The organism is Caballeronia sp. EK (assembly GCF_014384845.1).
Taxonomy (GTDB): Bacteria; Pseudomonadota; Gammaproteobacteria; order Burkholderiales; family Burkholderiaceae; genus Caballeronia; species Caballeronia jiangsuensis.
In genome coordinates this window covers 21898-45702 of the sequence record NZ_JACSUE010000010.1, presented here as the reverse complement: position 1 = coordinate 45702, position 23805 = coordinate 21898, and the positions used below count along the sequence as shown (strand labels likewise).

The window sequence follows — 23805 nt, the reverse complement described above, 5'->3', positions numbered from 1 at the left end:
TTAGCGACTCGGAGTTACAATTGCCTCGCCGTCGGTCGAGGGAAGCATGGGCGAATCGCCCGTATATGAGGGTAGGCCGCTCAGGATGCCCTCAAAGTCGCGCAACGCGTCACCGACAATCAATCCTTTACTCTCGAGAAGGAACTGCCGAATCGAGCGTTCGTGTCCATTCGCACGACTTTTGACTGCAGTAATCGCTGTGAGCACTTCCCCCTGCCGCTCGAAATATCGAAAGAGTAAAACAACATCGCTCAGATAGCTAATGTCGATATCGCTCTGAACTTCTCCAATGATGCCATGTTGCCCTAGCACAAGCAGCGTAATCACGCCGCGCTGGTTAAGGTAAGTCAGCAGTTCATGCATCTGTAGAAGGAGATAACGCTCACCGGGCATCGCCTGAAGGTACGCATTGAGGCTGTCGATGGCGACAAATCGAGCACCGCCTTGTTCTACGCTGTTGCGCACATCACTCGTGAACTCACCGGGTGCAATTTCGGCAGGATCGATCTGACGAAGCGTCAGTAGTCCGCTCTCAAGATATGGTCGTAAGTCAATGCCAAGGTTTGTTGAACGACGCACGAGCGTTGTACGCGTCTCATCGAAGAGATAGTAAGTGCAAGGCTCGCCGCGATTTAGCGCGGCGAGAAGACAGGAAGCGACCGTAGTTGTTTTACCGACCCCTGAAGGACCGACTATCAGGGTGTTGGTACCCGGCACCAATCCACCACCGAGAAGCGCATCCAATCCACTGGTGCCCGTGCTCAGCGCGCTGGACGAATAATCTGTGTGATGCTCCGCGGCAATCAGGCGTGGATAGACCTCGATTCCGCCCGTCTTGAGCGTCATGTCGTGAAAACCTTCCCGGAACCTAATGCCTCGCATTTTCGCAACTCTTAGACGCCTGCGTTCTCCACCGTAATCATGCGCCACGTTGTCCAGGCAGATTACGCCATGCGCAATGCTGTGCAACTGCAAGTCGCCTGGCTCCGATGTGTTATCGTCGAGTAGCAATACGGTGCAGGCACGAGTGGCAAAATAACGCTTCAACGCAAGGATTTGGCGGCGATAGCGCAGTGGATTCTGCGACAACATTCGCAGTTCTGAGAGGCTGTCGAAGACGAGCCGGGCTGGCTTCATCTCATCAACCTTGGCGATTACGTCGCGAACAGTTTCCCCTAGTTCGACCTCGGCAGGATGCAGCACACTTTGCTCAAAGCTTGGGTCTAACCCTTCATCTGAGAGCAACTCTGTGATGGTGAATCTTCCAGTGTCCCAGCCATGGCTCTCCGCTACCGCGATCAGTTCCGCCTTCGTCTCTGACAAGGTGACGTACAGTCCGGATTCGTCGGTCTCAACGCCCTTAAGTAGGAACTGAAGAGCGAGAGTCGTTTTACCCGCCCGGTGCACCCTCGACCAAGTACATCCTGTGTGGCGTTAGGCCGCCTCCCAGGATATCGTCGAGTCCGAGGATGCCTGATGCGATGCGGCCATGTGGGGCGTGATGCATGTTCTCTAGCATATCCGCGTTCATCGAAAAAGGTGTCTCAATGCTGCGAGCGGTTTGAGCAAGAAACGGACCGTCGATCGTCGTGATCGATCTTATGAACGCGCACTGCGCAGTGGCCGGGAGAAAAAAGCGGCCACGCGACATGATTCTTCTCGCGCAAGTGGAATTAGTCATATGTTTTGCGGAAGGTGACCTATGCAGTGGAACGACATAAATGGCTGATCGGGGCCAGAAGTCGATGAAATTCAGTGAGAGTGCGAAAAATCGCGCTGAGGGCGAGCTCGCCATACCCACAGGCAACGCGCCGCCATGAGCCCGCCATTCACGGCACATTTAATAGGACGTCAATGCGTGTCATTCGATCGCCATGACGGACCTCGGGACGGCGGTGCGTTGATACCGACGTGCGAGTCCGTGGCGCGCGGGCACGCTTTCATCGATCCGATGAGCCCGCATGCCCTATCTACGCCGTCGTAAAAGTGACACGTCGCAGACTGAACCGACTTGCGCTCTCTTGCTTAAAGCTGGCACGGGCACTGCCCGTCGGCAGATGGGCGGGTCGTCCAAAAAAAGTGAAAGACAGAAGGCGGCTGCCTTACCCGAGCTCTTCAATCAAAGCGAAACTGTCACGTTGCCTTGCGCGGCGAATCATCAGGAAGCCTCCGGCACAAGGTGAACGACCGCGTTGCGTTGGAAGCCACGATCGACTGATCAGTCGGTGAGTTTCTCCTGACCACTGGACAGAGCCGCAGCACGGGCCCCACGCTGCGCTCGACCTCCCACATACGATTTAGAAAGCCGCGTCGATCAACATGCTGGCTCACAATACCGAGGGATATCGGGCGGTAGCGGCGACGTACGCGCCGTCCGGCTGCGTCGGGGTGCGTGCGGCCTAGCCACAGGATCAAGATCCATGAGAAAGCATTCCGCCGAGTGCCAATAGCTAAGCGATGTATCGCGCCATTCTTGAGCATCGCGACATGCGGCACTTCCCTAGCAAAGCGCCTGCGCCTGACCTCATGCGCCGGCTAATTGACGTCGCCATGCATGTTTGGAGCGTCGCTTCATTGCAACCCCTGCGGGTCCTACGCATCACCACTCGCCTGACTTTCAACGCCGGAAACTGATGAAGGCTTCGGTTCTTCTGGGTGGTCTCGGGATAATGCCTGTTTTTGCATCCACACGAGAGCGGCAGACCGGCAACAAGATGAACAACTTCACGCTGGAAAATATTTCGTTTGTTCGGTGACCCCACTGATTATCGAGCGCTGCGACACGGTTGCTCTGATCGAAATAAACCGGCACGAAATTCAGAATCGAACGACCCGCAGACCTACCTCGCTCTGGCTCAAGCACTCTATCGATTCAATAACGATCGCTCCTCCCAACAATTTCTTTATAAGGGATCGATTTGGCCGCGTTCACACCGGTAATTGCATCCGGAAGGCGTTTCCAGCCCGAATCGGAACATAGGACGGACGATCCGCTAGAAAGACATCGTCCGTTCGGCTGCCACGCCGCTAATCGCGATAACGTGCGGCGATATGTGGAATATGGCGCACAAAATCATTCAGACCGCCAACGGAGTCCTTCCGCCAGCACAAGCGCTTCAAGACAATCAAAAGCGTGCCCTGTAGGTTGAGGATATACGCGCTGAGCTGGGAAAAACTCGCATGCGTCACGAATGAAATTACAGGTCCAGTTCGAATCCGAGACGCTCGATCAACTGCCGAGACTTGAAAAAAGAGGCTAGTTACGGGTTGCGGGCACGAAACGCAGCAGACTCAACACCCCGAAGGACCGGACAGCGACCGAGATTTCCTGGGAGAACCGATGTCTGAAGTAGCTTATAAGCCGTCATCGACTGCCCAAAGAACCGAATGACGGGTTGGGGTGGCGGAGTCAACCGGTCGATGCAACACACTAGAAGCTGCGTGAGCAGTGGGAGTGTTGCAAATGAAACAGCGACGCCGGATTTACTACACTGAAACTCAGAAAGCGTTGATGTGGGAGCGCTGGCAGAAGGGGGAGTCGCTCCAGCGTATCGCGCAACTGTTTGACCGGAATTACTCGTCCATCCAACGGATACTGGCTGAAAGAGGCGGCATCCGGCCAGCGCCGCGACATCGCGCGCAACTGACGCTAACGTTGGCGGAACGCGAAGAGATATCGCGGGCGCTCGCTGTGGGCGACTCGATCCAGTCGATTGCGAAGCAACTTTCCAGGGCTCCCTCCACCATCTGCCGCGAGATCAAACGCAACAGTGGAAAGGAAGGTTACCGGGCAAGCCATGCCGATGCGCTTGCCTGGGATCGGGCAAAGCGTCCCAAAGCCTGCAAGCTGGTTGAGTCCCGGGCGCTAGCGCAGATCGTGGCAGGCAAGCTCCAGTTGCAGTGGTCACCGCAGCAAATTGCAGGATGGCTCAGGCGCTGGTATTCAGACGAGGACTACCACGTGTCTCACGAGACGATCTATCGCAGCCTCTTCATCCAGGCCCGTGGTGCCCTTAAGAAGGAGTTGCTGGAACATCTGCGTCGCACACGAGCGATGCGGCGATCGCGCCACCATACGCAAAAGACTGACGATCACGGCCGCATCCGCGAGACGGTGTCGATCAGCGAACGTCCGGCAACAGTTGAAGATCGCGCCGTACCGGGCCACTGGGAGGGCGATGTCTTGTGCGGCAGCGCGAACAGCCAGATAGCAACGCTCGTTGAGCGCCAGACACGCTACGTGATGCTGGTCAGGATTCCCAGCAAGGATAGCGAAACGGTAATCAATGCCCTCATCAAACATGCCACCAAGTTGCCACAGGAGCTCTATAAATCACTAACCTGGGATCGGGGAACAGAGATGGCCGGGCACAAACGATTCACCGTGGCCACTGATATCCAGGTCTACTTCTGCGACCCCCAGCATCCGTGGCAGCGAGGATCAAACGAGAATACAAACGGACTTCTACGGCAGTACTTCCCCAAAGGCACAGATCTGTCCGTGTATTCGCAGGCTAAGCTTAATGCCGTGGCGCGACGGCTGAACGAGCGTCCGAGAAAGACGCTCGGATACGAAACGCCAGCCGAACGGTTCCAGCAAACTATTGCATCGACCGGTGAATCCGCCGTCGCGTGCTGCCTGTCGTGCCAAGCCGGGAGCTGTCTGGAGGCGGCTCAATGCATCTACGCAGTCGCCGGGAGAGATTCGCCTGCGCGTCCTCGACCACCCGCATAATCCGGCATGACTCCACCCATCTCCCACGTAGAACGCTTACGGCCGCCGGCAACAGCTTCTCGATTCATCGGGTTGTTGGTTTCGCATACCTTAGCGGGCCATTTACGATCCACGCGCGTCAAATGCACGTTTCACGAACCGCGGGCGACGAACGTATGAAAATGCCCAAACGGCTTGCGCCGCTTCTCGAAGAAGGATTTATCGACGAAGTCATCGGCCAGTTGATGAGCGGCAAGGAGGCGACAGTCTATGTCGTGCGTTGCGGCGAATCGACGCGTTGCGCCAAGATCTACAAGGACGCGAAGCAGCGCAGTTTTCGGCAAGCAGCGTCGTTCTGCGCGGGCATAATTCACGGCGACCTGTCGGAATACAACATCCTCCTGGCAGCAGACGGGCCGGTGATCATTGATCTGCCGCAGGCCGTCGACGCAGCCGGAAACAACGAAGCTGCCTCCATGCTCAAGCGAGACGTCGACAACCTGGCCGCGTACTTCGGACGGTTTGCACCGCAAATACTCACCGCGAGTTATGGGACGGAGATCTGGGCGCTTTTCGAGGCAGGGCGGCTGCATGTCGAGGCCGAACTGACCGGTCGCATCGAAGCCGACACGCGACCTGTGGACCTCGACGGCGTTCTGCAGGAACTCGAAGCGACACGTCTTGAGGACGATGCGCGAGTGCGGCGGCAGGAGGAACTGAGCGCAGGCCGGTAACCGTACTTGATGTCCCCGAAGATCGCCCGAAAGTGAAGGCCTTCGAGGAACTCGCCGCTCGGCCATTTACGAACGGTTAATCCAACCCGTCACGGGCCATTTGCATGGCGGCTCAGCATTAGACAGCGGTCCTCGCATGCGGAACCTTTCGCGCTTGCGCGATCGGCGTCATTTTTAGTGCTGGTGATATATTCCGCGATCTGCAATGCCGCATCGATGACGGAGCGGACGCGCGAACGCATTTCAATGCAACCGTTCGACACCGGAGCCAGCGACCGCACCGTCATCGCTTATGGCGAGCATCGCGGCTTCCGCGGCGACGAGCGCTATGTCGTGACGACCGTGACAAGCACCGAACGTTGCTCGATCGCGGACAGCGTGAGACTGTTTTGAATACATTGAGATCGCGACTATTCATCGTGGGTCATCGTGTGAGATCGCTTATTCTGCGGACTGCTTCGTCCAGTGCGCCGCATGTGTTTGCGTCGAGCGGACCGGCCACGCCAATAGAGAAACGCTGCGTCGTGGCTCGCCACGGTTCGAGGGCGCGTGCAACAATGTTGGCGTGGCGCGCATCCAGACGGTCGCGGTCGGGCAAGGACGCCACGTCGTCGGTCAATAGACGCAATGTGCCGGACGCCGTAGTGGAGCAAGTTTGCGCAGGGCCAAAGCGCGCGCCGATACGCGTCGTCTGATACGCCACGGCTGCCGCGGACGGGAGCGCCTGAGCAATCACGACGGCGGTTTGCCCATCGTGCTCGAGCAGTTGTGCCGATGTCGCACACGCATCCGCCAGGCCGGCAAGCGCGGGCCGCGCCTGCTCCACGATGTCGAGGCTGCGCAAATACGTGCGCCCGAGCGCCGCGGCGGCGGGCCCGGGGGTTAGCCGGCCATGGGCGTCGTTCGCAAGAAACCCTGACGCGACGAGTGAGCGCGCAAGTCGTACGACGGAGTTGCGCGGCGCGCCGACAAAGGCGACCAGTTCGCTCATCGTCAAATGAGGGCGTTGTGTCGAGAATGGCTGCAGCGCTTCGAGCCCGCGTTTCAGTGCCGGCACGGTGCAGGGCAATACGTGCGACGTGTTCGATGTGACATCGTGTTTACTCATGCTTTTCCATGTCATATAAATCGCGCATGTTGCGCGCATAGCGCTTGGGCGGCATGCCGGCCCAGCGATGAAAGGCGCGCGCGAATGCCTTCTCGGACGAATAGCCGACACTCTCGGCGATCTCGATCAGCTTGAGCTTCCGGTCCGCCAGCTTGCAGCTTGCGAGGTGCATGCGGTATGCCGTGAGATGACCGATGGGCGTCTCGCCGACCAGCTCGGCAAACCGCGCGCTGAAGCGCGAGCGCGACATACCCGCCGATGCCGCCAGACTTGCAACGCACCAGTCCTCACGCGGTTCGCGATGAATCAGCGCCATCGCTTTGCCGACCTGCGGATCGATGAGCCCGCGCAGCCATCCAGTGTGATTCGCCGACGAAAGCAGATGCGCGCGCAACAGGTGCACGAACAGCACATCCGCGAGACGCGCGGCCGCGACGGCCCATCCAGGCTGACACGACATCGATTCCTGAATGAAGCTCTTGAGCGTGCTCGCGAGCCAGGGGGCGACGACGGGGTCGTTCGCGCGCACATGGATCAACGGCGGCAGCACGGAGAACAGCGGACTGCGCACGATGTCCCGATACACGACGATGCCCGTATAGAGTTCGCTGACGTCACCGCCGCCGCCCGCGGAGAACCGCAAAGGCGTGTCGAAGCGGGGGCGAATGCCCTGGTGCGCCATCAGGGAGTCGAAGAGTACAGGCTCTTCGCCGAGTCCAGAGGAAAGTATGTGCTCGTTGCCGCGCGGCAGCAGTACGAAGTCGCCGGGCTCGACCAGCGCAGGTGGTTCTCCTTCGAGGACGATGTAAAACGGTGCGCCGACGCACATGCGAAATGGCACGCCTTCCACGGCCGGCTTGCGTATCGCCCACGGTGCCGTCAGCGAGAAGTGCCCGGTCACGACGGCGTCCGCGCGTAGATCGGCCAGTACGTCGCTGAGCTGATCCTGGGACATGTACGCCTCCGTGAGTGCAGATTGGTCGTGCGCGAAAGGGATCGAATGCGTCAGAAGCGCTGCTGTATACCGACCATCGCGCCGAGCTGATTCTGTCCCATGCCGACGCTGCCGCCCGCCGCGACGGCATTGCTGGCATTCGCGCTATTGATCATGTAGCCGAGCGACGAATAAACCGTGGTACGTTTGGACAACAGGTAATTGGCGCGAGCCACGAACAGCGTCGAACTCGAATGTTCGCGGAGAATGTAGCGCAAGCCCTGTGCGTCGAATGATAGCGTGGGCATCGCGTAGTACGTGGCGCCCGCAAAAAAGAGGTCGGACTGGCTGTGAGCCGCGGCGGCGGTGTTGCGGCGAATCCAGCCGCCACCGACTTTGGCCTGTCCGAACTTGAAGTACGCATCCACGATAGTGCGTGTGTCGGTATAGGCGCTGTTCGACAACGGCGCCGAGGCGCCCGGGCCGCCGCGCATCACGTCGTAGGATGCCGCCGCGCCGAAATTCGCGGCATCGTAGGCAAGCATGGCCGTGTACTGCCGGCAGACGACGGGGTCGCCCGGAACCTCTCCCGCGCAGTTCGTCGCGGACGGTCCGGCCGGGCCCGCCGCATCGCGTCCGAAACTATAGGTGCCACCGATCGTCACGCCTTTGAACTTGCCCATGTAGCCGACCGCGCTGTCGCTGCGTGCGTTGGGCAGGTAGCTGTCGAAGCTGGCCATCGAATGAATGGATGGACCGATGACGTCGGCGTTGAGCAGAACGTACATCGACATGTTTATCTGACGGCCAAGCGTCATTGCGCCATAGTCGCTGCTAACGCCAACGTTGGCGGCACGACCGAATAGGCGGCCGCCATAGTTCAACGCGCCCGTGTTGGCTGCGAAGCCGTTTTCGAGCACGAAGAACGCCTTGTAGCCGCCGCCAAGATCTTCCGCCCCCTTCAGGCCGAAGCGCGATGGCACCTCACCCGTCAGCGAAGGCATGCCGACGACAGAGCCGCCTGCCGCAGCGTTGTTGTAGTACTGCACGCCCGTGTCAACGATGCCGTACAGCGTCACGCTGCTCTGGCCATGTGCGACGCCCGTGACTCCCGCACAGAGCAGCGCAGTCACATAGTGCCTTTTCATTGCGAGATCTCCAGTAAATGTAGTCATACTTATCAAATCGCTTTTGTGTGTCTCGCGAATCAGGATCGAATGCGCGGCCAGTTATTTTTCTTTGGCGCCCGCAAGGATCCACTGCACGACCGTGCGGGCGTCGTCGGTGCCGATCCTGTTCGGCGGCATCGGCACGGCGCCCCACACGCCCGAACTGCCGTTCTGAACCTGCGCGACGAGCTGCTTCGCAACCTCTGGCCTGCCCGAATAGCGGACGGCGACGTCGCGCCAGGCCGGCCCGACGAGCTTGCTGTCTAGCCCGTGGCAGGCGAAGCACGCGTGTTGCGTGGCGATCTCCTTTGCCTTGGCCGGGTCGATGGCGACGCCTGCGCGGACGGAGTTCGCCGTCATTAAGGCGAGCAGGGAAACGACAAGGTGCGTTCTTGATTTCATACGGTTCAGGATTGGGTGATGGATCTAGCTTGCGAGTGGCTGGTCGAGCGGCATGGAGCGCAGCCGTCTGCCCGTCGCCTGAAAGAGCGCTTCCGCGACGGCGGGTGCGACAGGCGGCAAGGCGACTTCGCCGCAACCTTGCGGCACGCGATCGCTCTCGACGATCACTACTTCGACTTTCGGCATCTCCGCGAGATAAAGCAGCGGATAGTCGGCGAAGTTGCTCTGCGCGACGGCGCCGTCCTTGAAGGTAATTTCGCTCTTGAACGTGTTGGTGAGCGCGAAGCCGATGCCGCCTTCGACCATCTGCCGGATGAGCAGCGGGTTGATCGCCTGTCCGCAATCGATGCCGCAGATCACGCGTTCGAGCTTCGCGCGTCCCTCCGTGACGCGCACTTCGGCGATGGTCGCGACATACGAGGCGAAGGCGCCGCCGCGTCCCGTATAGAGGCAATACGCGGCCCCGCGATGAAGGCCGTGCGCGGGTCGGCCGAACCAGTTCGCTTTGGCCGCGGTCGCGTCGAGCACTTTCAGCGCGAGCGGATCGTCGCGCAGCAGCGTGCGCCGGTAACGCACCGGGTCGATCCGCGCCGTGTGCGCCAGCTCGTTGATGAAGGTCTCGAGAAAGAACACGCTCGACGTGCTGCCGACGGTTCGCATGAAACTGACGGGAATGGCCTGCGGCAAGGACACGGATTCGACGAGGAGATTCGGGACCGCGTAGCCCAGGTCGTAGATGCCGTCGAGCATCGTCTCGTCCCAGCCGCCGGCTTTTTCGAAGTAGTCGCGCTTGATCGACCAGTAGAGCGACTGACCGACGACACGGGCATGCAATGCGCGCGGCATGCCGTCGTCGCCGAGCACCGCACGAAAGCGCGCCGATACGGCCGGGCGGTAGAAGCCGTGCCGGATATCGTCCTCGCGCGAGCGGATCACCTTGACAGGGCGCCCGACCGCCTTCGATGCAACGGCGGCATGGATCACGAAGTCGGGCACGTACTTGCGTCCGAAGCTGCCGCCGAGGAACGTCGTATGGACGATGACCTTATCGGCGGGGAGATGGAAGAGGGCGGACAATGTCCAGCGGACCTTGTCCTGGCCTTGAATCGGTCCCCAAACCTCGATCTCGTCACGGCGCACGTGGACGGTCGCGTTCACGGGTTCCATCGTCGCGTGCACGATGTACGGCGAGTGATATTCGGCTTCGAAGATCGAATGCGCGGACGTGAACAGCGCATCAGGATCGCCCGTCTTTGCTGCCGTGACGGCATGCGGGTCCTTCAATGCGCGTTGGCGCTGCGAAAGTAGCGTGTCGCTGTCGATGGCAATGCTGCCCGCGTCCCAGTCTATCTGCGCGGCGTCGCAGGCTTTTTTGGCTTGCCAGTACGATTGGGCGACGACGATCACCGCATCTTTGGCGAGCACGACGCCGACTACGCCAGGCATCGCGCGCAGCTTGTCCTGGTTGGTGACCGCGACGGGCGTGCCGTTCAACGTCGGCGCCATTTTCACGGCGCCCGTCAGCATGTCGGGCACTTGCACGTCGATGCCGTACACGGCGCTGCCATCGACTTTTGCGGGCACGTCGAGCCGATGCAACGCCTGTCCCATCAACGCGCGCGCCGACGCCGGCTTCAGACGCGGATGCGGGTTGAGCGGCATCGATGCAACGTCGTCGACGAGTTCGCCATAGCCGAGCGAACGTCCGGTTGCCGGATGGCTCACGCGTCCGTTGCGCGTGATGCATTGTGTCGCGCGCACGCCAAAGCGCCGCGCGGCGGCGCTCAGGAACGCTTCACGCGCCTGTGCGCCTGCCGTGCGCAGACGCGAATAAAACATCGTCACCGACATCGAGGCGCCCACGAACTGCTGCGGCGCTTCGTTGGCCGCATCAATGCGATAAGCGTCGCGTCCCGTGACGAATTCGACGCTAACCTGGCGCCAGTCGGCATCCATCTCGTCGGCAAGCACTTGCGGCAAGCCGGTGTAGACACCTTGCCCCACCTCGCTTTGCGAAAGCCCGATGATCGTGTGACCGTCCTTGTCGATGCGTATCCAGTCGTTGATCTCTCGGAACGGCGCTGCGGATTCGGCTGCGTGAAGCGTGTCGCTGATCGAAAGGGGCAAGAGCAAACCACCCGCAACGGCCAGTGACGTTTTCAGGAATGTGCGTCGCGCGGGCGTAGGTTGAGACGGTGCGGCGCGTTCGTACGCGCCGTCTTTACTGTTTGGACGCGGCATGGATCGCCTCGCGAATTCGTTGATAAGTCGCACAGCGACACAGGTTCGTGATGGCCTGGTCGATCTGAGCATCGGTGGGCGCCTTGTGTTGCGCGAGCAACGCCGCTGTGGCCATCACCATTCCCGATTGGCAGTAGCCACATTGCGGGACGTCTTTCTGTATCCATGCCCGCTGGACGGGATGCGAGCGGTCGGGCGACAGCCCTTCGATCGTCGTGACGGCCTTGCCTTCGACGGCGCTGACGGGCAGTACGCACGAGCGCATCGCAGCGCCTTCGAGATGTACGGTGCACGCACCGCATGCGCCGATGCCGCAGCCATACTTGGTGCCAGTTAAGCGCGCAGCGTCACGGATGACCCAAAGAAGGGGAGTTTCAGTGTCGCCGTCAAACTCGAACGGTCGACCATTGAGAGTAAAGCGCATGAATCGTCTCCATCTGATGCAATCGCGATGGCGAGATTCTTCGTGGCGAAAATATTCCTTACAACGACCGCGCCTCTCAAAAAAGTAGCTGATCGTCCAGATCGAATATTTGAGCGGACATTGGTCTTACTGTAATTCTCCGGTACCTTTCATGCGCCGGACTCCGTCAGCCTTCTGAGCGACTGCTCCCTCTCGTCTTCGAACATTTTGCGACCAGGCTCGTATCCGAACGGCAGCTTATCCCTCGTCGAGCCACCGTCGCGGTTGAGCTGTATTGAACGTCGGAAGTGAGTCGAATACCGAACTCCGCAATGCGGCCGACGTGAATGCGCGGCGCCCACACAGCGATCCCTGGCAGGCCGCCATGAATACACTTTGCCGACCTTCCAGCCGCAGCCCCTCGGAACACCGGTGCTCTCTTGGAAGCCAGTCATCGAGCATGGTGTTCCCCACCGTCGCTCGCGGCGAGATCGCGCACCGAGGTCGCCTCGTAACCATGCGACCAGAACTGCGCGGTCGCCGCATCGAGAGCGGTATCCTCGTCGAACTCACGGGGATACTCGGATGCTCCACCTCGAACATCGACAGGCTTTCGCGCTGGCTACGATAAAGCTTGCGACTCACGAGTCAATATGCAATCTGACCGTGCAAATCCCGTATCGCTTCAAGCATGATTTTGCGCAGTTCCCGGTATTGTTCCGGTTGCAACAATCCTCCTCGCGTCGTGGTAACCAACTCGCGCGTTATGGTGCTACAGAGTTCGGCAAGTGGCTAACCTCGATGTCCGGTGGAAGCGCGACGATGGTCGTTATTGTCATCCGGAGGCCGGGGATCGGCATCGCATAGTCCCGCGTTGCCGGCCCAAACGCTTTGGATAGCGATGCGATGTTCGACAGACCGGACGGCCCAACCGGCACCTGATTCGCGCCTGGCCCTGGAAACTGCGCGTAACCCGACAACTAGAAGGTCGTCGAGTAAGTGAACGGCTGATTCAGGTCGTGGGTATCCCCGTGCCGATACCAGCCTCGCCACTTGAACCGGCTCCTCCGCTCACAACGCGAACAGGCCACGTCGTCGATATGGCTTGCTAGAGCCGCCACGTCGCCCAGGTCGATGCTTCCTCGTCATCGCCTCGCTCGCCTTCCATAGTTCTGCCGCGCGCCCACAATCCGTACGATTTCGATGATGCCGGTTCGCTTCAAGATCCGATACACGAGCACATAATTGGAGGCCAACACCATTTCGCGCGTGCCGCGACGGCGCCCGACGCGGTAAAGCTCGGGATGTTCGGGCAGGGCGTCCGTCTGCTGTTCTATCCGGTCGTCAGCTCGAGCGCGGCTGTGGGGTCGTCCTCGGCAATGTAATAAAAGATGTTGCTGCGGTCCTCGCGCGCTTTCGCGCGCCACTCGACGATCAAGATTCAGCCTCGCCGCCTGCGAGGCGCTTGCGCAGCGCGGCCTTCTTGTTGGCCATCTCCTTTTGCACCTGTGCATGCGGCACGTTCGGCCGCGGATCGTCTAACGACTCCTGCACCTGTTCACGGACCCACTTTTCATAGGCAGCCGCATTCGAGTGCGTCTGCTTCATGGCTTCCGCGCGATCAGGTCGGCTTTGCCGATCGATTTGGGCTTCATTGGGTCGCCAAGCTTCGAGCGAAAATCGCCCGTTTTCCAAGCCAAGCTCCCGGATCACTTCGAGCGCCTTGATCGGATTGCGAAACGCGCGCGGCCGGCGATTGTTGGAGGTCACCAGGACCGCGGTGCCGGCAGTGCGGGTTTCCAGCTCGATGAAGAACTGGCCACCGTCGGCCCGAAGGATGGCATTGAGCACGCCACCGGCCTGGGCGGCCGCGGTGGCCTGGGACACGTCGAGGGTTTTCATCGCGCACTCAATTAATGAGGTTTCCACGACTAATAGTAACACGTGGGTTGCGTGACTGTTTTTGGTGGCGTGATTTTGTCATAACACCCCGTGATAATTCGGGGCAGATGACGCTTAGCCTCCTATCGTTTGTCCGATGGGAATGCGCCGAGATCGAGGGCCGGCTACCGGTTGCGGCCAGTTTTTGCCGTTCGGTTAGATCATGAACAGTGATGCAAACGGCGGCTTCACTTTAAAAGCAGCCGAATCCTGAATGCGGGAGAAACTCTGACGTGAGGCGCCTGGAGCGCCATTCGCGGTCTATCGCACGTGGCGGGTTTGAAGGCGCGGTTCGCTCTTGCGGTGCACGAACCCGTTGACATTCAATACCTGTTTGGTGGGCCGACTACGGTACGTCGCACCTCGTTATTGGCCCGCAGCGACTCCGGACTGCGGACGCGATTCCTTGGTCGTCTGCACATGGCGCGCATGGCCGGCAGTGCGCGCATTCGGGACACTGAGCCATACGCAGGTCGGCTTCATCGGCGCATAACAGTTCCGAAGAAAGTCTGGACCTGTCGTCGCGACAGGAATGCACACTCGGCGCTCGCCATCAGCACCCCAAAAGTGTGAGAACACGTCGCGTGCGCGCGCGTCGATACATCCGGTGGGAGACATCTCTCATGCCTGTTTGCGGCATCCGATTCGAACGTCCGCCGGCGGTTCGGTTCCTCACTCCCGCGACCGCATTAACCATTTGCTCAATCGTGGCGCTGTTTTTTTCAACTTGCTGATGACACCCCGCTGGCAGAATTTGATCACCGCCGGAACATATCGAAGAAAGCTCACGGGCGCGGCCGTCCCGACACCGCTTTACCGGCTCAGTGAGCAACATGACGGAGACACAGAGAAATGAAATACCGGACCGCACTATGCGTCTGCGCTGCACTTCTGAGCGCTTCGTCCGCATGGGCCCAAGACGAAGAAGAGGACGCACCGCCGCCGAAGCCTGTGGGCGCCAGCTCGGTGACGATGTACGGTTTGATCGATCAGGGTGTCGAATTCGTCAACAACGTCGCCATTGGCAAGAACAAGACCGCGAATGGATGGCGCACGGGAGATGGCACCGCCACTTCTTACTTCGGCATCCGTGGCAGCGAGGATCTGGGCGACGGCGTCAAGGCGATCTTCGACTTGCAGGGCGGCTTCAGTCCGACGACCGGAGCATCGAGACAGGGCGGCCGCCTCTTCGGCCGACAGTCCTACGTCGGTATCGACGGGAAATATGGCCGCCTGACGTTCGGACGCCAGTACACGATGCGCTTCTTCGGCATCTCGTTCATCAATCCGTTCGGGACGGGCGCGCAAGGTCTCACGACACTCGACAACGGCATCGCCAATGCGCGCGCCGATAACGCGGTGAGTTATCGCTATTTCCTCGGCGACTTCGAAGGCGGCGTCAACTACAGCTTCGGCCGCGACGCCGTCAACGGCAACAGCAATGTCGCGACGAACTGTCCGGGGCAGACCTCTCCGTCGAATCAGTGCAGGGAATACTCCGCGTTGCTCAAGTACGAAGGCCACGTGTGGGGCCTGGCGACGTCATACGAGCGCAACTACGGCGGCACCTCCGCGACGTGGGGCGGCCTGACTTCGCCCGATCTCACCGATAGCCGCTTCACGTTGGGCGGATACTTCATGATCGCGAAAGCGAAGTTCGGCGTGGGATGGATCAGGCGCGTGAATGAAGGCATCGCCACGCCGAGGAGCAATCTTCTGTGGGTCACGGGAACGGTCCCGGTGACGCCGTTCTTCCATATCGACGGCATGGTGGCGCAACTCAAATACGAGCATTCGCCCAACAAGGCGCTGATCGAAGTGCTGCGCGGCGAGTACCTGCTCTCCAAGCGCACGTTGCTGTATGTGACGGGTGAGCACATTCACAACTCGGGCACCCTCGCGCTCGCGGCCACCACGCTTTCTCCGGTACCGACGCCGCCCGCCGGCGGATCGCAGATATCCGTGATCGCGGGCATCCGGCATACGTTCTAAAGCAGGAAGAGGGGAAGCTTCGGCTTCCCCGGTCGCATTCGCGTCGGCGCAATCAGGCAACGAGTCTTGCTGCGTCCCTCGCCGCCGACATATCGGCCACCGCGTCGAACGGCTGTTTCCGCTTCAGGCTCCCCACGCCGATATCCATGTCCTGCAAATAAGCAACATCGCGCTCGCTCATCGAAAGATCTCTCGAATACGGCCGCTGCGTCTGATTGAAGTCCCAGATCGCCTTGGCCGATGCAGCATCGAAGCGCTTCTGGGCGCGCTTGCGTGCATCGAAAAAAGCGTCGTGCGACGCGGGCGACATCAGAAACTCGTAGAGTGCGCCGTAGGCTGCCATCACTGAAACCAATCCCTCGTGCTTGCCGGCGAGCGCGGTGTCCGATGCGTACGCCGTCTGGAACACGCACCGCGGCAACGCCTGCCACAGGTTGCCTTCGCGGATGACATGCAGGCCTGCCTCGTCGTTAAGATGCGAGATGCTGGAGCAGCAGGCATCGGCGGCGCCGCTTGCAACCGCATCGAAACATTGGTCGTTGCTGCCGTGATCGACGAATTCAATCTGCGAAGGGTCGATGCCTTTTTCCGCTAAGAGTTGCAGCATGAGCGTATGAAGCAGGCCGAGTCTGGGTCCGACCGCGACGGTTTTGCCGCGCAGATCGGCGAGTGTCGCCGGGCCGCCGGACTTCGCGAAGAGCGTCAGCGCACACTTCTTCATGCCGGCCCCGACGATCTTCACCGGCGCACCCTCTTCGATGCGCGTGAGCACGAGGTTGTATCCGGACACCATGCACACGTCCGCGGCTCCGCGCGCGATGGTGTCGAATGGACCGCTCGTGCCCGGAACCTCGATGATTCGCGCGTCGACGCCGTAAGCCTTGAAGTAACCGAGTTCATCCATCAATGCGTTCAGCGTGGCGTTTTCCAGTCCCGGATTGCTGACGATGCGAATGTCGGTCGAAGCGGCACGGGCGATGAAAGGCGCGGCGAGGCCGCCCGCCGCCAGACCGATACCCACGGCTCCCGCCTTGCGCAGAAAGCTGCGGCGAGTCGAATCGTACGTCATTTTGCTTGTCTCCGAACGCCGGTTAAATCCGGCTGATTTGAATGAGTTCCTCTGCGAAAGAATTTGAAATGCACGCCTTTCGGCCTGCTGTTGCGCGCGGGAAAGCCGCGTGCGGCCAGCCTGCGGCGTGCACGATCGAATTGTGCCCACGCATGCGCGGCCGGTCGATTGAGTAAAATGTCCGATGACTTAACCATTCGCTCATACCGGAAGAGGAGTGCGACGTGTCGGCGGAAATCGACTGGTATTTGCAGATCAACCTCAAGGCGCGGCACCTGCGGCTGCTCGTGACGATCGATACGTACCGCAATTTGAGTCAGGTGGCGGAAGTCACGCATGTCACCTTGCCTGCGGTGTCGAAGTCGCTGGCGGAACTCGAACGCGGACTCGGTCTCTCGCTATTCACGCGTACGGGGCAGGGCCTTGTGCCCACGCCCTTCGGGGAATGTCTGACGCGCCACGCGCACGCCATGCTTCACGTCTTGCATCAGGCGCGCGACGAACTGAAGGCGCTGAGCGCGGGCACCGAGGGCAAGATCGAAATCGGCGTGCTGCCTGTGTCCGCGTCCATCCTGTTGACGCAAGCGCTGAAGCTGCTTAAGGAGCGCTCGCCCGGCACCAATGTGAAGATCGTCGAGGGCTCCGCCGCGACGCTCCTGCCCGACCTGTGGCAAGGTCATCTCGATCTCGTGGTCGGCCGCCTGCCACCTCCTGATACGCTTGGCAGCTTCGACGAAAAGGAACTGCTCGAGGAGCCGGTCATGCTCGTGACCGGGCGGCATCATCCGCTTGCGCGCAAAAAGTCTGTGCAATGGGCGGATTTGCGGCCGTATCCGTGGATACTTCCGCCCATCGGTTCGATCTTGCGCGATCCGCTCGAACGCGCACTGGAAGTGCACGAAGTGCCGCTGACGAACAATTACATCGAGACCGTGTCGCTGCACGTGATCCGCGCGCATTTGCAGGTTTCCGACTGCATCGCGGTCATGGCGGATTCCTCCGCGCGCAACGCCGCTCATCCCCAGCCGCTCCATACGCTGCCGTTGACCCTGCCGCGCCTACTGCGGCCCGCTGGCGTGTTGTGGAACCGCGTGCGCACCCTCACGCCGAGCGCGCAACTCATGCTTTCATGCCTCGAAGAAGCGGCGCAGCGTCTCACCGAAGAAGCCCGCGAAGCCCGCTGAGATTCGCGCTCGGGCGCGACGCAGAGCGCTGCGCGCACCTATACCATTCACTCAACTCGACGGCTGTTTTTCTCAAACCGCCGAATGAACCCCGCTGGCACAATTGTCTCGCGCTCACCCAATAACGAGCGGCGACGCGAACTGCCACCGGCCACGAAGCGCTTTTGGTAAAGGCGACGGCGGTTCTGCGCATCTACACGGAGACAGCAAAGATCATGAACTACAAGAGCGCGCTATGCGCTTGTGCAGCGCTGTTCGGCTTTGCCGCGACGGCATACGCAGGCCCGGCATCCAGTCAAGCCGTGGAAGATTTCTACCGCGGCAAGGCGTTGACGCTCGTGGTCAGCGCGGACGCCGGAACGCCGACGGATATCATCGCGCGTCAGTTCTCACGCTTCTTCGTGAAGTACGTTCCGGGACATCCCAAAGCCATCGTGATGAACGTAGTGGGCGCGGGCGGCATGGTCGCGGCGGCATCGCTGCAGTCCAGACAGCCGAACGATGGCACCGTCATCGGCTTCTTGCAGCGTAACAACCTCTACATCCCGCTGCTCGACGAGCGGCAGAACCGCTTCGATCCGCGCAAGGTGCGATGGCTCGGCAGCCTCAACAAGGTCGAATATTGCTTGGTCTCGATGACGCGATCAGGCGTGACCAGCGCCGACGATCTGAGCAGGAAGAAGATGTATGTCGGCGCGACAGGATTCGCCAACGAGGATCGCACCTTGCCGGCGCTGCTCGACGAATACATCGGCGCGAAGATGAGCATCGTGCCAGGCTATACGGGGCGCGGCGAAGTATATCTGGCCATGCAGCGCGGCGAAGTCGATGGCTGGGCGTCCACCATCGACGGCCTGCAACAGGGCGAGCCGGTGCGCCTGCTTAAGACCGGCAAGATGAAGGTGCTGCTGCATCTGGGCTGGAACAGCCCGGCAGCCTTCGCCGATGTGCCGAACCTGTCTTCATACATCACGCAGCCGGACATCAAGGCGCTCTTCAATCTTTTCATTCTGCCGTTTCAGGCGGGCCGTCCGATCGCCGTGCCGAAGGACGTACCGCAAGACCGTCTGCAGGCGTTGCGCGATGCGTTCGCGAAGACGATCGCCGATCCGGATTTCATCGATGCCATGAAGCAGGCGGGTTATCCGATCGATCCGATCAAAGGCGACGCGGTGGAGCAGATCGTCGCCAAGCTGTATGCGACGCCCGAAGCGCAACTCGAAGATGCCCGCAAGCTCATCTTCAGCGCTCACTGACCACGGCCTGACGGAACATCAACACCAAACGGACCATTCACATGACGCCCGAAATTATCGACATTCATCCGCATATCATTTCGACCGACACGGAACGTTATCCGATTGCGCCTCAGCACGGACATCGTTCCAAGTGGTCGGCGACGCGACCCGTCACGTTCGAGCAACTGAAAGCCGAGATGGATGAAGCCGGCGTATCGAAGGCGGCGATCGTGCATTCATCGACGACCTACGGCACGAACAATTCATATGTCGCCGACAGCGTGGCGCAATACCCGGATCGCTTCACCGGCGTCTATTCGTTTGATGTGATGGCGTCCGACGCGCTCACAACCTTCGACTACTGGCTCGCGCGCGGCATGGGCGGTATCCGGCTCTTTACGGGCGGCGCGACGCATCAAGGCGATGGAAGCTGGCTCGTCGATCCCGCAACGTTTCCGATCTGGCAACGCTGCGCCGAACGCGGCATGACGATGGCGGTCCAGACAACGCCCGACGGCCTGCCGATGGTGGCGGAACTGGCCGAGCGCTTTCCGACCGTGAAGATCGTGCTCGATCACTGTGGCCGGCCGAATCTTGAACAAGGCCCGCCGTACGCGAATTGCGCCGCGCTGTTCTCGCTTGCGAAATACGGCAACGTCTACATGAAGATAACGCCGCGAACGTTCGATCTCGCCGAGGCGGCGCCCGGCGGCGCGCAACCGTTCTTTGCGAAGCTCGTGGAAGTGTTCGGCGCCGATCATCTGGCGTTCGGATCGAACTATCCGGCATCGGCAGGACCACTCAAGACGCTCGTCGAACAGGGCAATGCCTGCTTCGCAGCGCTGAGCGACGAGGAACGTGCGTGGGTGTGGGGACGGACCGCAAAGACGCTCTATCCGATGTTGGCTGGCTGAGCATCGCACATACGCATTGCGTCGACATCAAAACAGGTGAGCCCACGAAGCTCACCATTCCATCAGGATGACACATGGAGTTCTTAAACGATGCAACGCTGGTGGCGGCGGGACACGCGCTATCCACGCTTCTGCAGTTCAATCGAATCATCTTTCTGGCGTTCGGCGTGACCGTCGGACTTGCAATCGGATTGCTGCCGGGAATCGGTGGGCTGACTGGCTTTGCGCTGCTGGTGCCCTTCACTTACACGATGGACCCCTACGCCGCGTTCGCGATGCTGCTCGGCATGGCGTCCGTCATCACCACGTCGGACGTGATTCCCGCTGTGCTCTTCGGCGTTCCAGGCCACGCGGCGTCGCAGGCCACCGTGCTCGACGGCTTGCCGATGACCAAACGCGGAGAAGCATCGCGTGCGCTGAGCGCCTGCTATATGTCGTCGCTGATGGGTGGCCTGATCGGCGCGGTCATCCTGGCCGTGTCACTCCCGCTGGTGCGCCCGTTCGTGCTGTCGATCGGCACGCCCGAGATGTTGTCGCTCACCGTGTTCGGCGTCTCGATGGTGTCGGCGCTGTCGGGCAACACGCCGCTGCGTGGCGTCGTCGCGGCGTGTTTCGGTATTCTCGTCGGCATGATCGGCACCAACGTCGCGACCGGACAGATGCGTTGGACCGGCGACATTCTCTACCTGCAGGACGGCATTCCGCTGGTGCCGATCATCCTCGGCATCTTCGCCCTGCCGGAGCTGTGCGAGTTGGCCATCCGGCGCGCGGCCGTTGCCGAGAATGTGCGCTTCACTTCTCGGCAGGGCATGCGTCAGGGCGTCATCGACACTTTCCGCAACTGGTTTCTCGTGCTGCGTTGCGGCGGTCTCGGCGCGATTCTCGGTGCAGTGCCCGGCATCACGGGTGCGGTGACGGACTGGATCGCGTACGGCCACGCGTTGCAGACGGCCAGAGGCGCGAAGGAAACGTTCACCAAGGGCGATGTGCGTGGCGTGATCGCACCAGAGGCGGCGAATAACGCGCGAGAGGGCGGCAGCCTCGTTCCGATGCTTTCGTTCGGGGTGCCGGGCGGCGCTGCGCAAGCCATCCTGCTCGGCGCGATGATGGTGCACGGCTTCATTCCCGGCCCCGACATGCTCACGCGCCATCTCGACTTCACCTATTCGATGGTGTGGTCGATCGCGCTCGCCAACATCTTCGGCGCGGGCCTGTGCTTTCTGTTGAGCGGACAGTTCGCCAAGGTCTCGACGCTGCGCTACACGCTGATTCTGCCGGTGATCATGCCGGTCATCTTCGTCGGCGCGTTCCAGGGTTCGCGAAGCTGGGGGGACCTCTTCGTGCTGCTCATCGCCGGTGTGATCGGCTGGACTATGAAGCGGCTCAGATGGGCGCGTCCGCCGCTGATTCTCGGCCTCGTGCTGGGCGTGTTGATGGAACGGTACATGTCGATTTCGTTCGTCCGCTACGGCACGGACTGGCTGACGCGGCCGGTCGTCATTGTGTTGCTGAGTCTTGCCGCGCTGGTCTTCTTCAAGCCGCTCTTCAGCGCGTTGCGTAGCGGCGGAGTGGCGCACTTCAAACCGAGCGGCTCCATCGTTTTGAAGCGTGAAGACCTCGTCTATGTGTGCTTCATCGGCATCGGAATTTACATGCTGACGAGTTCGCAACACTGGCTTCTGATGGCGCGGATCGGACCGACAGTCGTGGCGAGCACGCTAGTAATCGCGGGAACGGTCAGCCTCGCGTACAAGGTGTTCGTGATTCCGGCGAACGGCATGGCGCGAGCCAGCAGCGGCGTTCATATGGATGTATCGAGCGATCACGATGAAAAGCTTTCCACGAAAACCGTGGTGGCGCGGGCTGCACGCTTCCTCGGCTGGTTCGTTGCGTTCCTCGCGTGCATGTCAATGATCGGCATGCTTCCGACCGTGCCGCTGATGATCGTGGCGTACATGCGCATCGAGGGGCGCGAGTCGTGGAAGCTCAGCCTGATCCTCGCCGTGTGCGTGACCGCGTTCCTCTATCTCGTCTTCGATCAGACTCTCCATATTCCCTGGCCGGACAGCTTCCTCGGACGTTGGCTGCCGGGTCTGGGCGGAAATTGACTCTTCATCCAAAGGAAACTCGCATGACGCACGACAGGCTGGGGCGTATCGACCCAAAGCAGGCGACGGACGAACAGAAGCGGGTCATCGCCCAATTGGGCGCAGGGCGGGGGCGCATTCCGACGCCGTTCAACATCTGGCTGCATAACCCGCGTCTGGCCGAAGGCATGGAAATCATCGGCACGCACGTGGACCGTTCGCCCGTGCTCAGCGAGGCGGAAACCGAAGTCGCCATTCTCGCGACGGCGGTGTTCTGGAATGCACCGTATGTGATCGCCAATCATCGGCGGCATGCGTTGAAGGCGGGCGTTCCAGAAGCGGTCGTCGCCGCAATTCTGGACAAACGCCGACCCGAGGGCGAACATGGGCGCTTCGGGCTGGTGTGCGGCGCGGTGAGCGACATGCTCGCGGGCGGCTTCATCGACGACGCGCGCTTCGCCGAGTACGTCGCGGGGCTGGGGCGGGCGGTCATCGCGGAGCTGCTCGTGACGATCGGTTATTTCACCTCGATCTCGCTCGGCATGACCTTGCACGCGCTCGAGCCTAAGGAATGAGCGCCCATCCCGAGCAATTCAATACGGTAGAGCAGGAGATCCGACGTGACCGGGCTTGACGGCTATTTGCAGGTGAACCTGAAGGCGCGACATCTGCGCCTGCTCGTGACCATCGATACCTACCGGAATCTGACGCAGGTGGCGGAAGTCACGCACGTCACGATGCCGGCGGTGTCGAAGTCGCTGGCCGAACTGGAGCGAGGGCTCGGACTCACGCTCTTTTCACGCACGGCGCAAGGGCTCGTGCCGACACCGCACGGCGAATGTCTCATCCGTCATGCGCGGGAGATGTTGACCATTCTCCATCAGGCGCGCGATGAAATGAAGGCGCTGAGTTCGGGCACGGAGGGCAAGGTTCACATCGGCATGTTACCCGCTTCGGCGTCCGCGCTGCTGCCGCAGGCCCTCAACCTGCTGAAGGTCAAGTCGCCAGGAACGAACGTCAGGGTGGTCGAAGGCACGCGCGGCGCATTGCTTCCCGAACTCTGGCAAGGGCGGCTCGATCTGATCGTCGGCCGGCTACCTGCGCCGGACACGCTCGGCAGCTTCGAGGAAAAGGCGCTGCTCGAAGAGCCCATCACCTTGATGACAGGGCGGCATCATCCGCTTGCCCGGCGCAAGAACCTCAACTGGTCCGATCTTCATCCGTATCCGTGGATCTTGCCGCCGCAAGGCTCGATTCTGCGCGATTCGCTGGAACGCACCCTCAGGGCGCACGACGTACCGCTGACGAACAATTACATCGAGACGCTATCGGTCCACGTGACGCGTGCCCATCTGCAGATTTCGGATTTCATCGCCGTCATGGTCGGCACGCCGGCCAGCGACGGCGCGCAGCCCCTGCATGCGCTTCCCTTGACTTTGCCTAGGCTACTGCGCCCGGCCGGCGTGCTCTGGAACCGCAATCGCGGGTTGACGCCCAGCGCGCAACTGATGATCGCCTGCCTGGAAGAGGCCGCAGAGCAATTGCAAAGCGGCCAATTGTAAGCGGCAGAGAAAATACCAACTGCACATTCTGAATTTCAATTTGCCTGCATTAGTTAGGTATCCATATAGAAGAAATAGCACCTTTACCGAACGGTTAAGTGTCCCGCCACTTT

The 23805-nt window shown here is 60.7% G+C and carries 18 protein-coding genes and 4 pseudogenes; 11 read left to right on the top strand and 11 right to left on the bottom strand.

Annotated elements, in window-relative coordinates; genetic code table 11:
- Positions 1 to 1507: pseudogene (locus tag IAG25_RS27595) on the bottom strand (ATPase domain-containing protein).
- A 1956-nt stretch (positions 1508 to 3463) separates the two neighbouring features.
- Here IAG25_RS27595 and IAG25_RS27590 point away from each other — a divergent pair.
- From IAG25_RS27590 to IAG25_RS27580, 3 genes and pseudogenes are all read left to right on the top strand, one after another.
- Positions 3464 to 4618, top strand: a pseudogene (locus IAG25_RS27590) (IS30 family transposase); the annotation flags it as partial.
- 272 nt (positions 4619 to 4890) lie between these two features.
- Positions 4891 to 5448, top strand: coding sequence for an RIO1 family regulatory kinase/ATPase domain-containing protein (locus IAG25_RS27585; protein WP_187607856.1), 558 nt, complete (start codon positions 4891 to 4893; stop codon positions 5446 to 5448).
- Positions 5449 to 5694: 246 nt separating this feature from the next.
- Positions 5695 to 5841 carry a hypothetical protein gene (locus IAG25_RS27580; RefSeq protein WP_187607663.1) on the top strand — a complete coding sequence of 49 codons (147 nt, stop codon included), beginning with the start codon at positions 5695 to 5697 and terminating at the stop codon, positions 5839 to 5841.
- Positions 5842 to 5872: 31 nt separating this feature from the next.
- On the opposite strand, the gene IAG25_RS27575 is transcribed toward IAG25_RS27580, so the two are convergent.
- From IAG25_RS27575 to IAG25_RS27545, 7 genes and pseudogenes are all read right to left on the bottom strand, one after another.
- Positions 5873 to 6556: a helix-turn-helix domain-containing protein gene (locus IAG25_RS27575; protein ID WP_187607662.1), complete on the bottom strand. Its 684-nt coding sequence runs from the start codon at positions 6554 to 6556 to the stop codon at positions 5873 to 5875.
- Complete coding sequence (locus tag IAG25_RS27570; RefSeq protein WP_187607661.1) at positions 6549 to 7511, bottom strand: AraC family transcriptional regulator; 963 nt, start codon at positions 7509 to 7511, stop codon at positions 6549 to 6551. The genes IAG25_RS27575 and IAG25_RS27570 overlap by 8 nt, the downstream gene beginning before the upstream one ends.
- A gap of 50 nt (positions 7512 to 7561) precedes the next feature.
- Complete coding sequence (locus IAG25_RS27565) at positions 7562 to 8638, bottom strand: porin (protein WP_187607660.1); 1077 nt, start codon at positions 8636 to 8638, stop codon at positions 7562 to 7564.
- An 81-nt stretch (positions 8639 to 8719) separates the two neighbouring features.
- Positions 8720 to 9019 carry a c-type cytochrome gene (locus IAG25_RS27560; protein ID WP_187607659.1) on the bottom strand — a complete coding sequence of 100 codons (300 nt, stop codon included), beginning with the start codon at positions 9017 to 9019 and terminating at the stop codon, positions 8720 to 8722.
- 66 nt (positions 9020 to 9085) lie between these two features.
- The gene (locus IAG25_RS27555) at positions 9086 to 11302 is read right to left on the bottom strand and encodes a xanthine dehydrogenase family protein molybdopterin-binding subunit (protein WP_187607658.1); all 2217 of its coding nucleotides are present in this window, start codon (positions 11300 to 11302) and stop codon (positions 9086 to 9088) included.
- Positions 11283 to 11726, bottom strand: coding sequence for a (2Fe-2S)-binding protein (locus tag IAG25_RS27550; RefSeq protein WP_187607657.1), 444 nt, complete (start codon positions 11724 to 11726; stop codon positions 11283 to 11285). The genes IAG25_RS27555 and IAG25_RS27550 overlap by 20 nt, the downstream gene beginning before the upstream one ends.
- Positions 11727 to 12156: 430 nt before the next feature.
- A pseudogene (locus IAG25_RS27545) lies at positions 12157 to 12249 on the bottom strand (TetR family transcriptional regulator); the annotation flags it as partial.
- Positions 12250 to 12290: 41 nt separating this feature from the next.
- Here IAG25_RS27545 and IAG25_RS27540 point away from each other — a divergent pair.
- Positions 12291 to 12572, top strand: coding sequence for a hypothetical protein (locus IAG25_RS27540; protein ID WP_187607656.1), 282 nt, complete (start codon positions 12291 to 12293; stop codon positions 12570 to 12572).
- Positions 12573 to 12850: 278 nt separating this feature from the next.
- Here IAG25_RS27540 and IAG25_RS27535 read toward each other — a convergent pair.
- A pseudogene (locus IAG25_RS27535) lies at positions 12851 to 13143 on the bottom strand (type II toxin-antitoxin system RelE/ParE family toxin).
- Entirely contained in the window at positions 13140 to 13607 is a 468-nt protein-coding gene (locus IAG25_RS27530; RefSeq protein WP_187607655.1) for an antitoxin PaaA2 family protein, read from the bottom strand. The pseudogene IAG25_RS27535 and the gene IAG25_RS27530 overlap by 4 nt, the downstream one beginning before the upstream one ends.
- An 891-nt stretch (positions 13608 to 14498) precedes the next feature.
- Between IAG25_RS27530 and IAG25_RS27525 the strand changes: the two genes are divergently transcribed.
- Entirely contained in the window at positions 14499 to 15638 is a 1140-nt protein-coding gene (locus IAG25_RS27525; protein ID WP_187607654.1) for a porin, read from the top strand.
- A 52-nt stretch (positions 15639 to 15690) separates the two neighbouring features.
- On the opposite strand, the gene IAG25_RS27520 is transcribed toward IAG25_RS27525, so the two are convergent.
- Positions 15691 to 16707, bottom strand: a complete 1017-nt coding sequence (locus IAG25_RS27520) for an ABC transporter substrate-binding protein (protein WP_187607653.1) — start codon at positions 16705 to 16707, stop codon at positions 15691 to 15693.
- Positions 16708 to 16931: 224 nt separating this feature from the next.
- Here IAG25_RS27520 and IAG25_RS27515 point away from each other — a divergent pair, with 224 nt between their 5' ends.
- The 6 genes from IAG25_RS27515 to IAG25_RS27490 all read left to right on the top strand — a co-directional run bounded on the left by IAG25_RS27515 (position 16932) and on the right by IAG25_RS27490 (position 23692).
- Positions 16932 to 17891, top strand: a complete 960-nt coding sequence (locus IAG25_RS27515; RefSeq protein WP_187607652.1) for a LysR substrate-binding domain-containing protein — start codon at positions 16932 to 16934, stop codon at positions 17889 to 17891.
- 215 nt (positions 17892 to 18106) lie between these two features.
- Positions 18107 to 19147, top strand: coding sequence for a Bug family tripartite tricarboxylate transporter substrate binding protein (locus IAG25_RS27510; protein WP_187607651.1), 1041 nt, complete (start codon positions 18107 to 18109; stop codon positions 19145 to 19147).
- A gap of 41 nt (positions 19148 to 19188) precedes the next feature.
- On the top strand, positions 19189 to 20043 hold the full coding sequence (locus IAG25_RS27505; protein ID WP_187607650.1) for an amidohydrolase family protein: 855 nt from the start codon (positions 19189 to 19191) through the stop codon (positions 20041 to 20043).
- 74 nt (positions 20044 to 20117) lie between these two features.
- Positions 20118 to 22151 carry a tripartite tricarboxylate transporter permease gene (locus tag IAG25_RS27500; RefSeq protein ID WP_187607649.1) on the top strand — a complete coding sequence of 678 codons (2034 nt, stop codon included), beginning with the start codon at positions 20118 to 20120 and terminating at the stop codon, positions 22149 to 22151.
- Between the two features lie 23 nt (positions 22152 to 22174).
- Entirely contained in the window at positions 22175 to 22705 is a 531-nt protein-coding gene (locus IAG25_RS27495) for a carboxymuconolactone decarboxylase family protein (RefSeq protein WP_187607648.1), read from the top strand.
- Between the two features lie 45 nt (positions 22706 to 22750).
- Positions 22751 to 23692 carry a LysR substrate-binding domain-containing protein gene (locus IAG25_RS27490; RefSeq protein ID WP_187607647.1) on the top strand — a complete coding sequence of 314 codons (942 nt, stop codon included), beginning with the start codon at positions 22751 to 22753 and terminating at the stop codon, positions 23690 to 23692.
- Positions 23693 to 23805 lie beyond the last annotated feature (113 nt).

Excerpts from the sequence above, each read along its gene's own strand:
- IAG25_RS27575 (WP_187607662.1), bottom strand. The coding sequence starts at position 6,556 with ATGAGTAAACACGATGTCACATCGAACACGTCGCACGTATTGCCCTGC.
- IAG25_RS27580 (WP_187607663.1), top strand. The coding sequence starts at position 5,695 with ATGCAACCGTTCGACACCGGAGCCAGCGACCGCACCGTCATCGCTTAT.
- IAG25_RS27555 (WP_187607658.1), bottom strand. The coding sequence starts at position 11,302 with ATGCCGCGTCCAAACAGTAAAGACGGCGCGTACGAACGCGCCGCACCG.
- IAG25_RS27565 (WP_187607660.1), bottom strand. The coding sequence starts at position 8,638 with ATGAAAAGGCACTATGTGACTGCGCTGCTCTGTGCGGGAGTCACGGGC.
- IAG25_RS27560 (WP_187607659.1), bottom strand. The coding sequence starts at position 9,019 with ATGACGGCGAACTCCGTCCGCGCAGGCGTCGCCATCGACCCGGCCAAG.
- IAG25_RS27550 (WP_187607657.1), bottom strand. The coding sequence starts at position 11,726 with ATGCGCTTTACTCTCAATGGTCGACCGTTCGAGTTTGACGGCGACACT.
- IAG25_RS27525 (WP_187607654.1), top strand. The coding sequence starts at position 14,499 with ATGAAATACCGGACCGCACTATGCGTCTGCGCTGCACTTCTGAGCGCT.
- IAG25_RS27495 (WP_187607648.1), top strand. The coding sequence starts at position 22,175 with ATGACGCACGACAGGCTGGGGCGTATCGACCCAAAGCAGGCGACGGAC.
- IAG25_RS27500 (WP_187607649.1), top strand. The coding sequence starts at position 20,118 with ATGGAGTTCTTAAACGATGCAACGCTGGTGGCGGCGGGACACGCGCTA.
- IAG25_RS27570 (WP_187607661.1), bottom strand. The coding sequence starts at position 7,511 with ATGTCCCAGGATCAGCTCAGCGACGTACTGGCCGATCTACGCGCGGAC.
- IAG25_RS27530 (WP_187607655.1), bottom strand. The coding sequence starts at position 13,607 with ATGAAAACCCTCGACGTGTCCCAGGCCACCGCGGCCGCCCAGGCCGGT.
- IAG25_RS27510 (WP_187607651.1), top strand. The coding sequence starts at position 18,107 with ATGAACTACAAGAGCGCGCTATGCGCTTGTGCAGCGCTGTTCGGCTTT.
- IAG25_RS27505 (WP_187607650.1), top strand. The coding sequence starts at position 19,189 with ATGACGCCCGAAATTATCGACATTCATCCGCATATCATTTCGACCGAC.
- IAG25_RS27540 (WP_187607656.1), top strand. The coding sequence starts at position 12,291 with ATGCTCCACCTCGAACATCGACAGGCTTTCGCGCTGGCTACGATAAAG.
- IAG25_RS27520 (WP_187607653.1), bottom strand. The coding sequence starts at position 16,707 with ATGACGTACGATTCGACTCGCCGCAGCTTTCTGCGCAAGGCGGGAGCC.
- IAG25_RS27585 (WP_187607856.1), top strand. The coding sequence starts at position 4,891 with ATGAAAATGCCCAAACGGCTTGCGCCGCTTCTCGAAGAAGGATTTATC.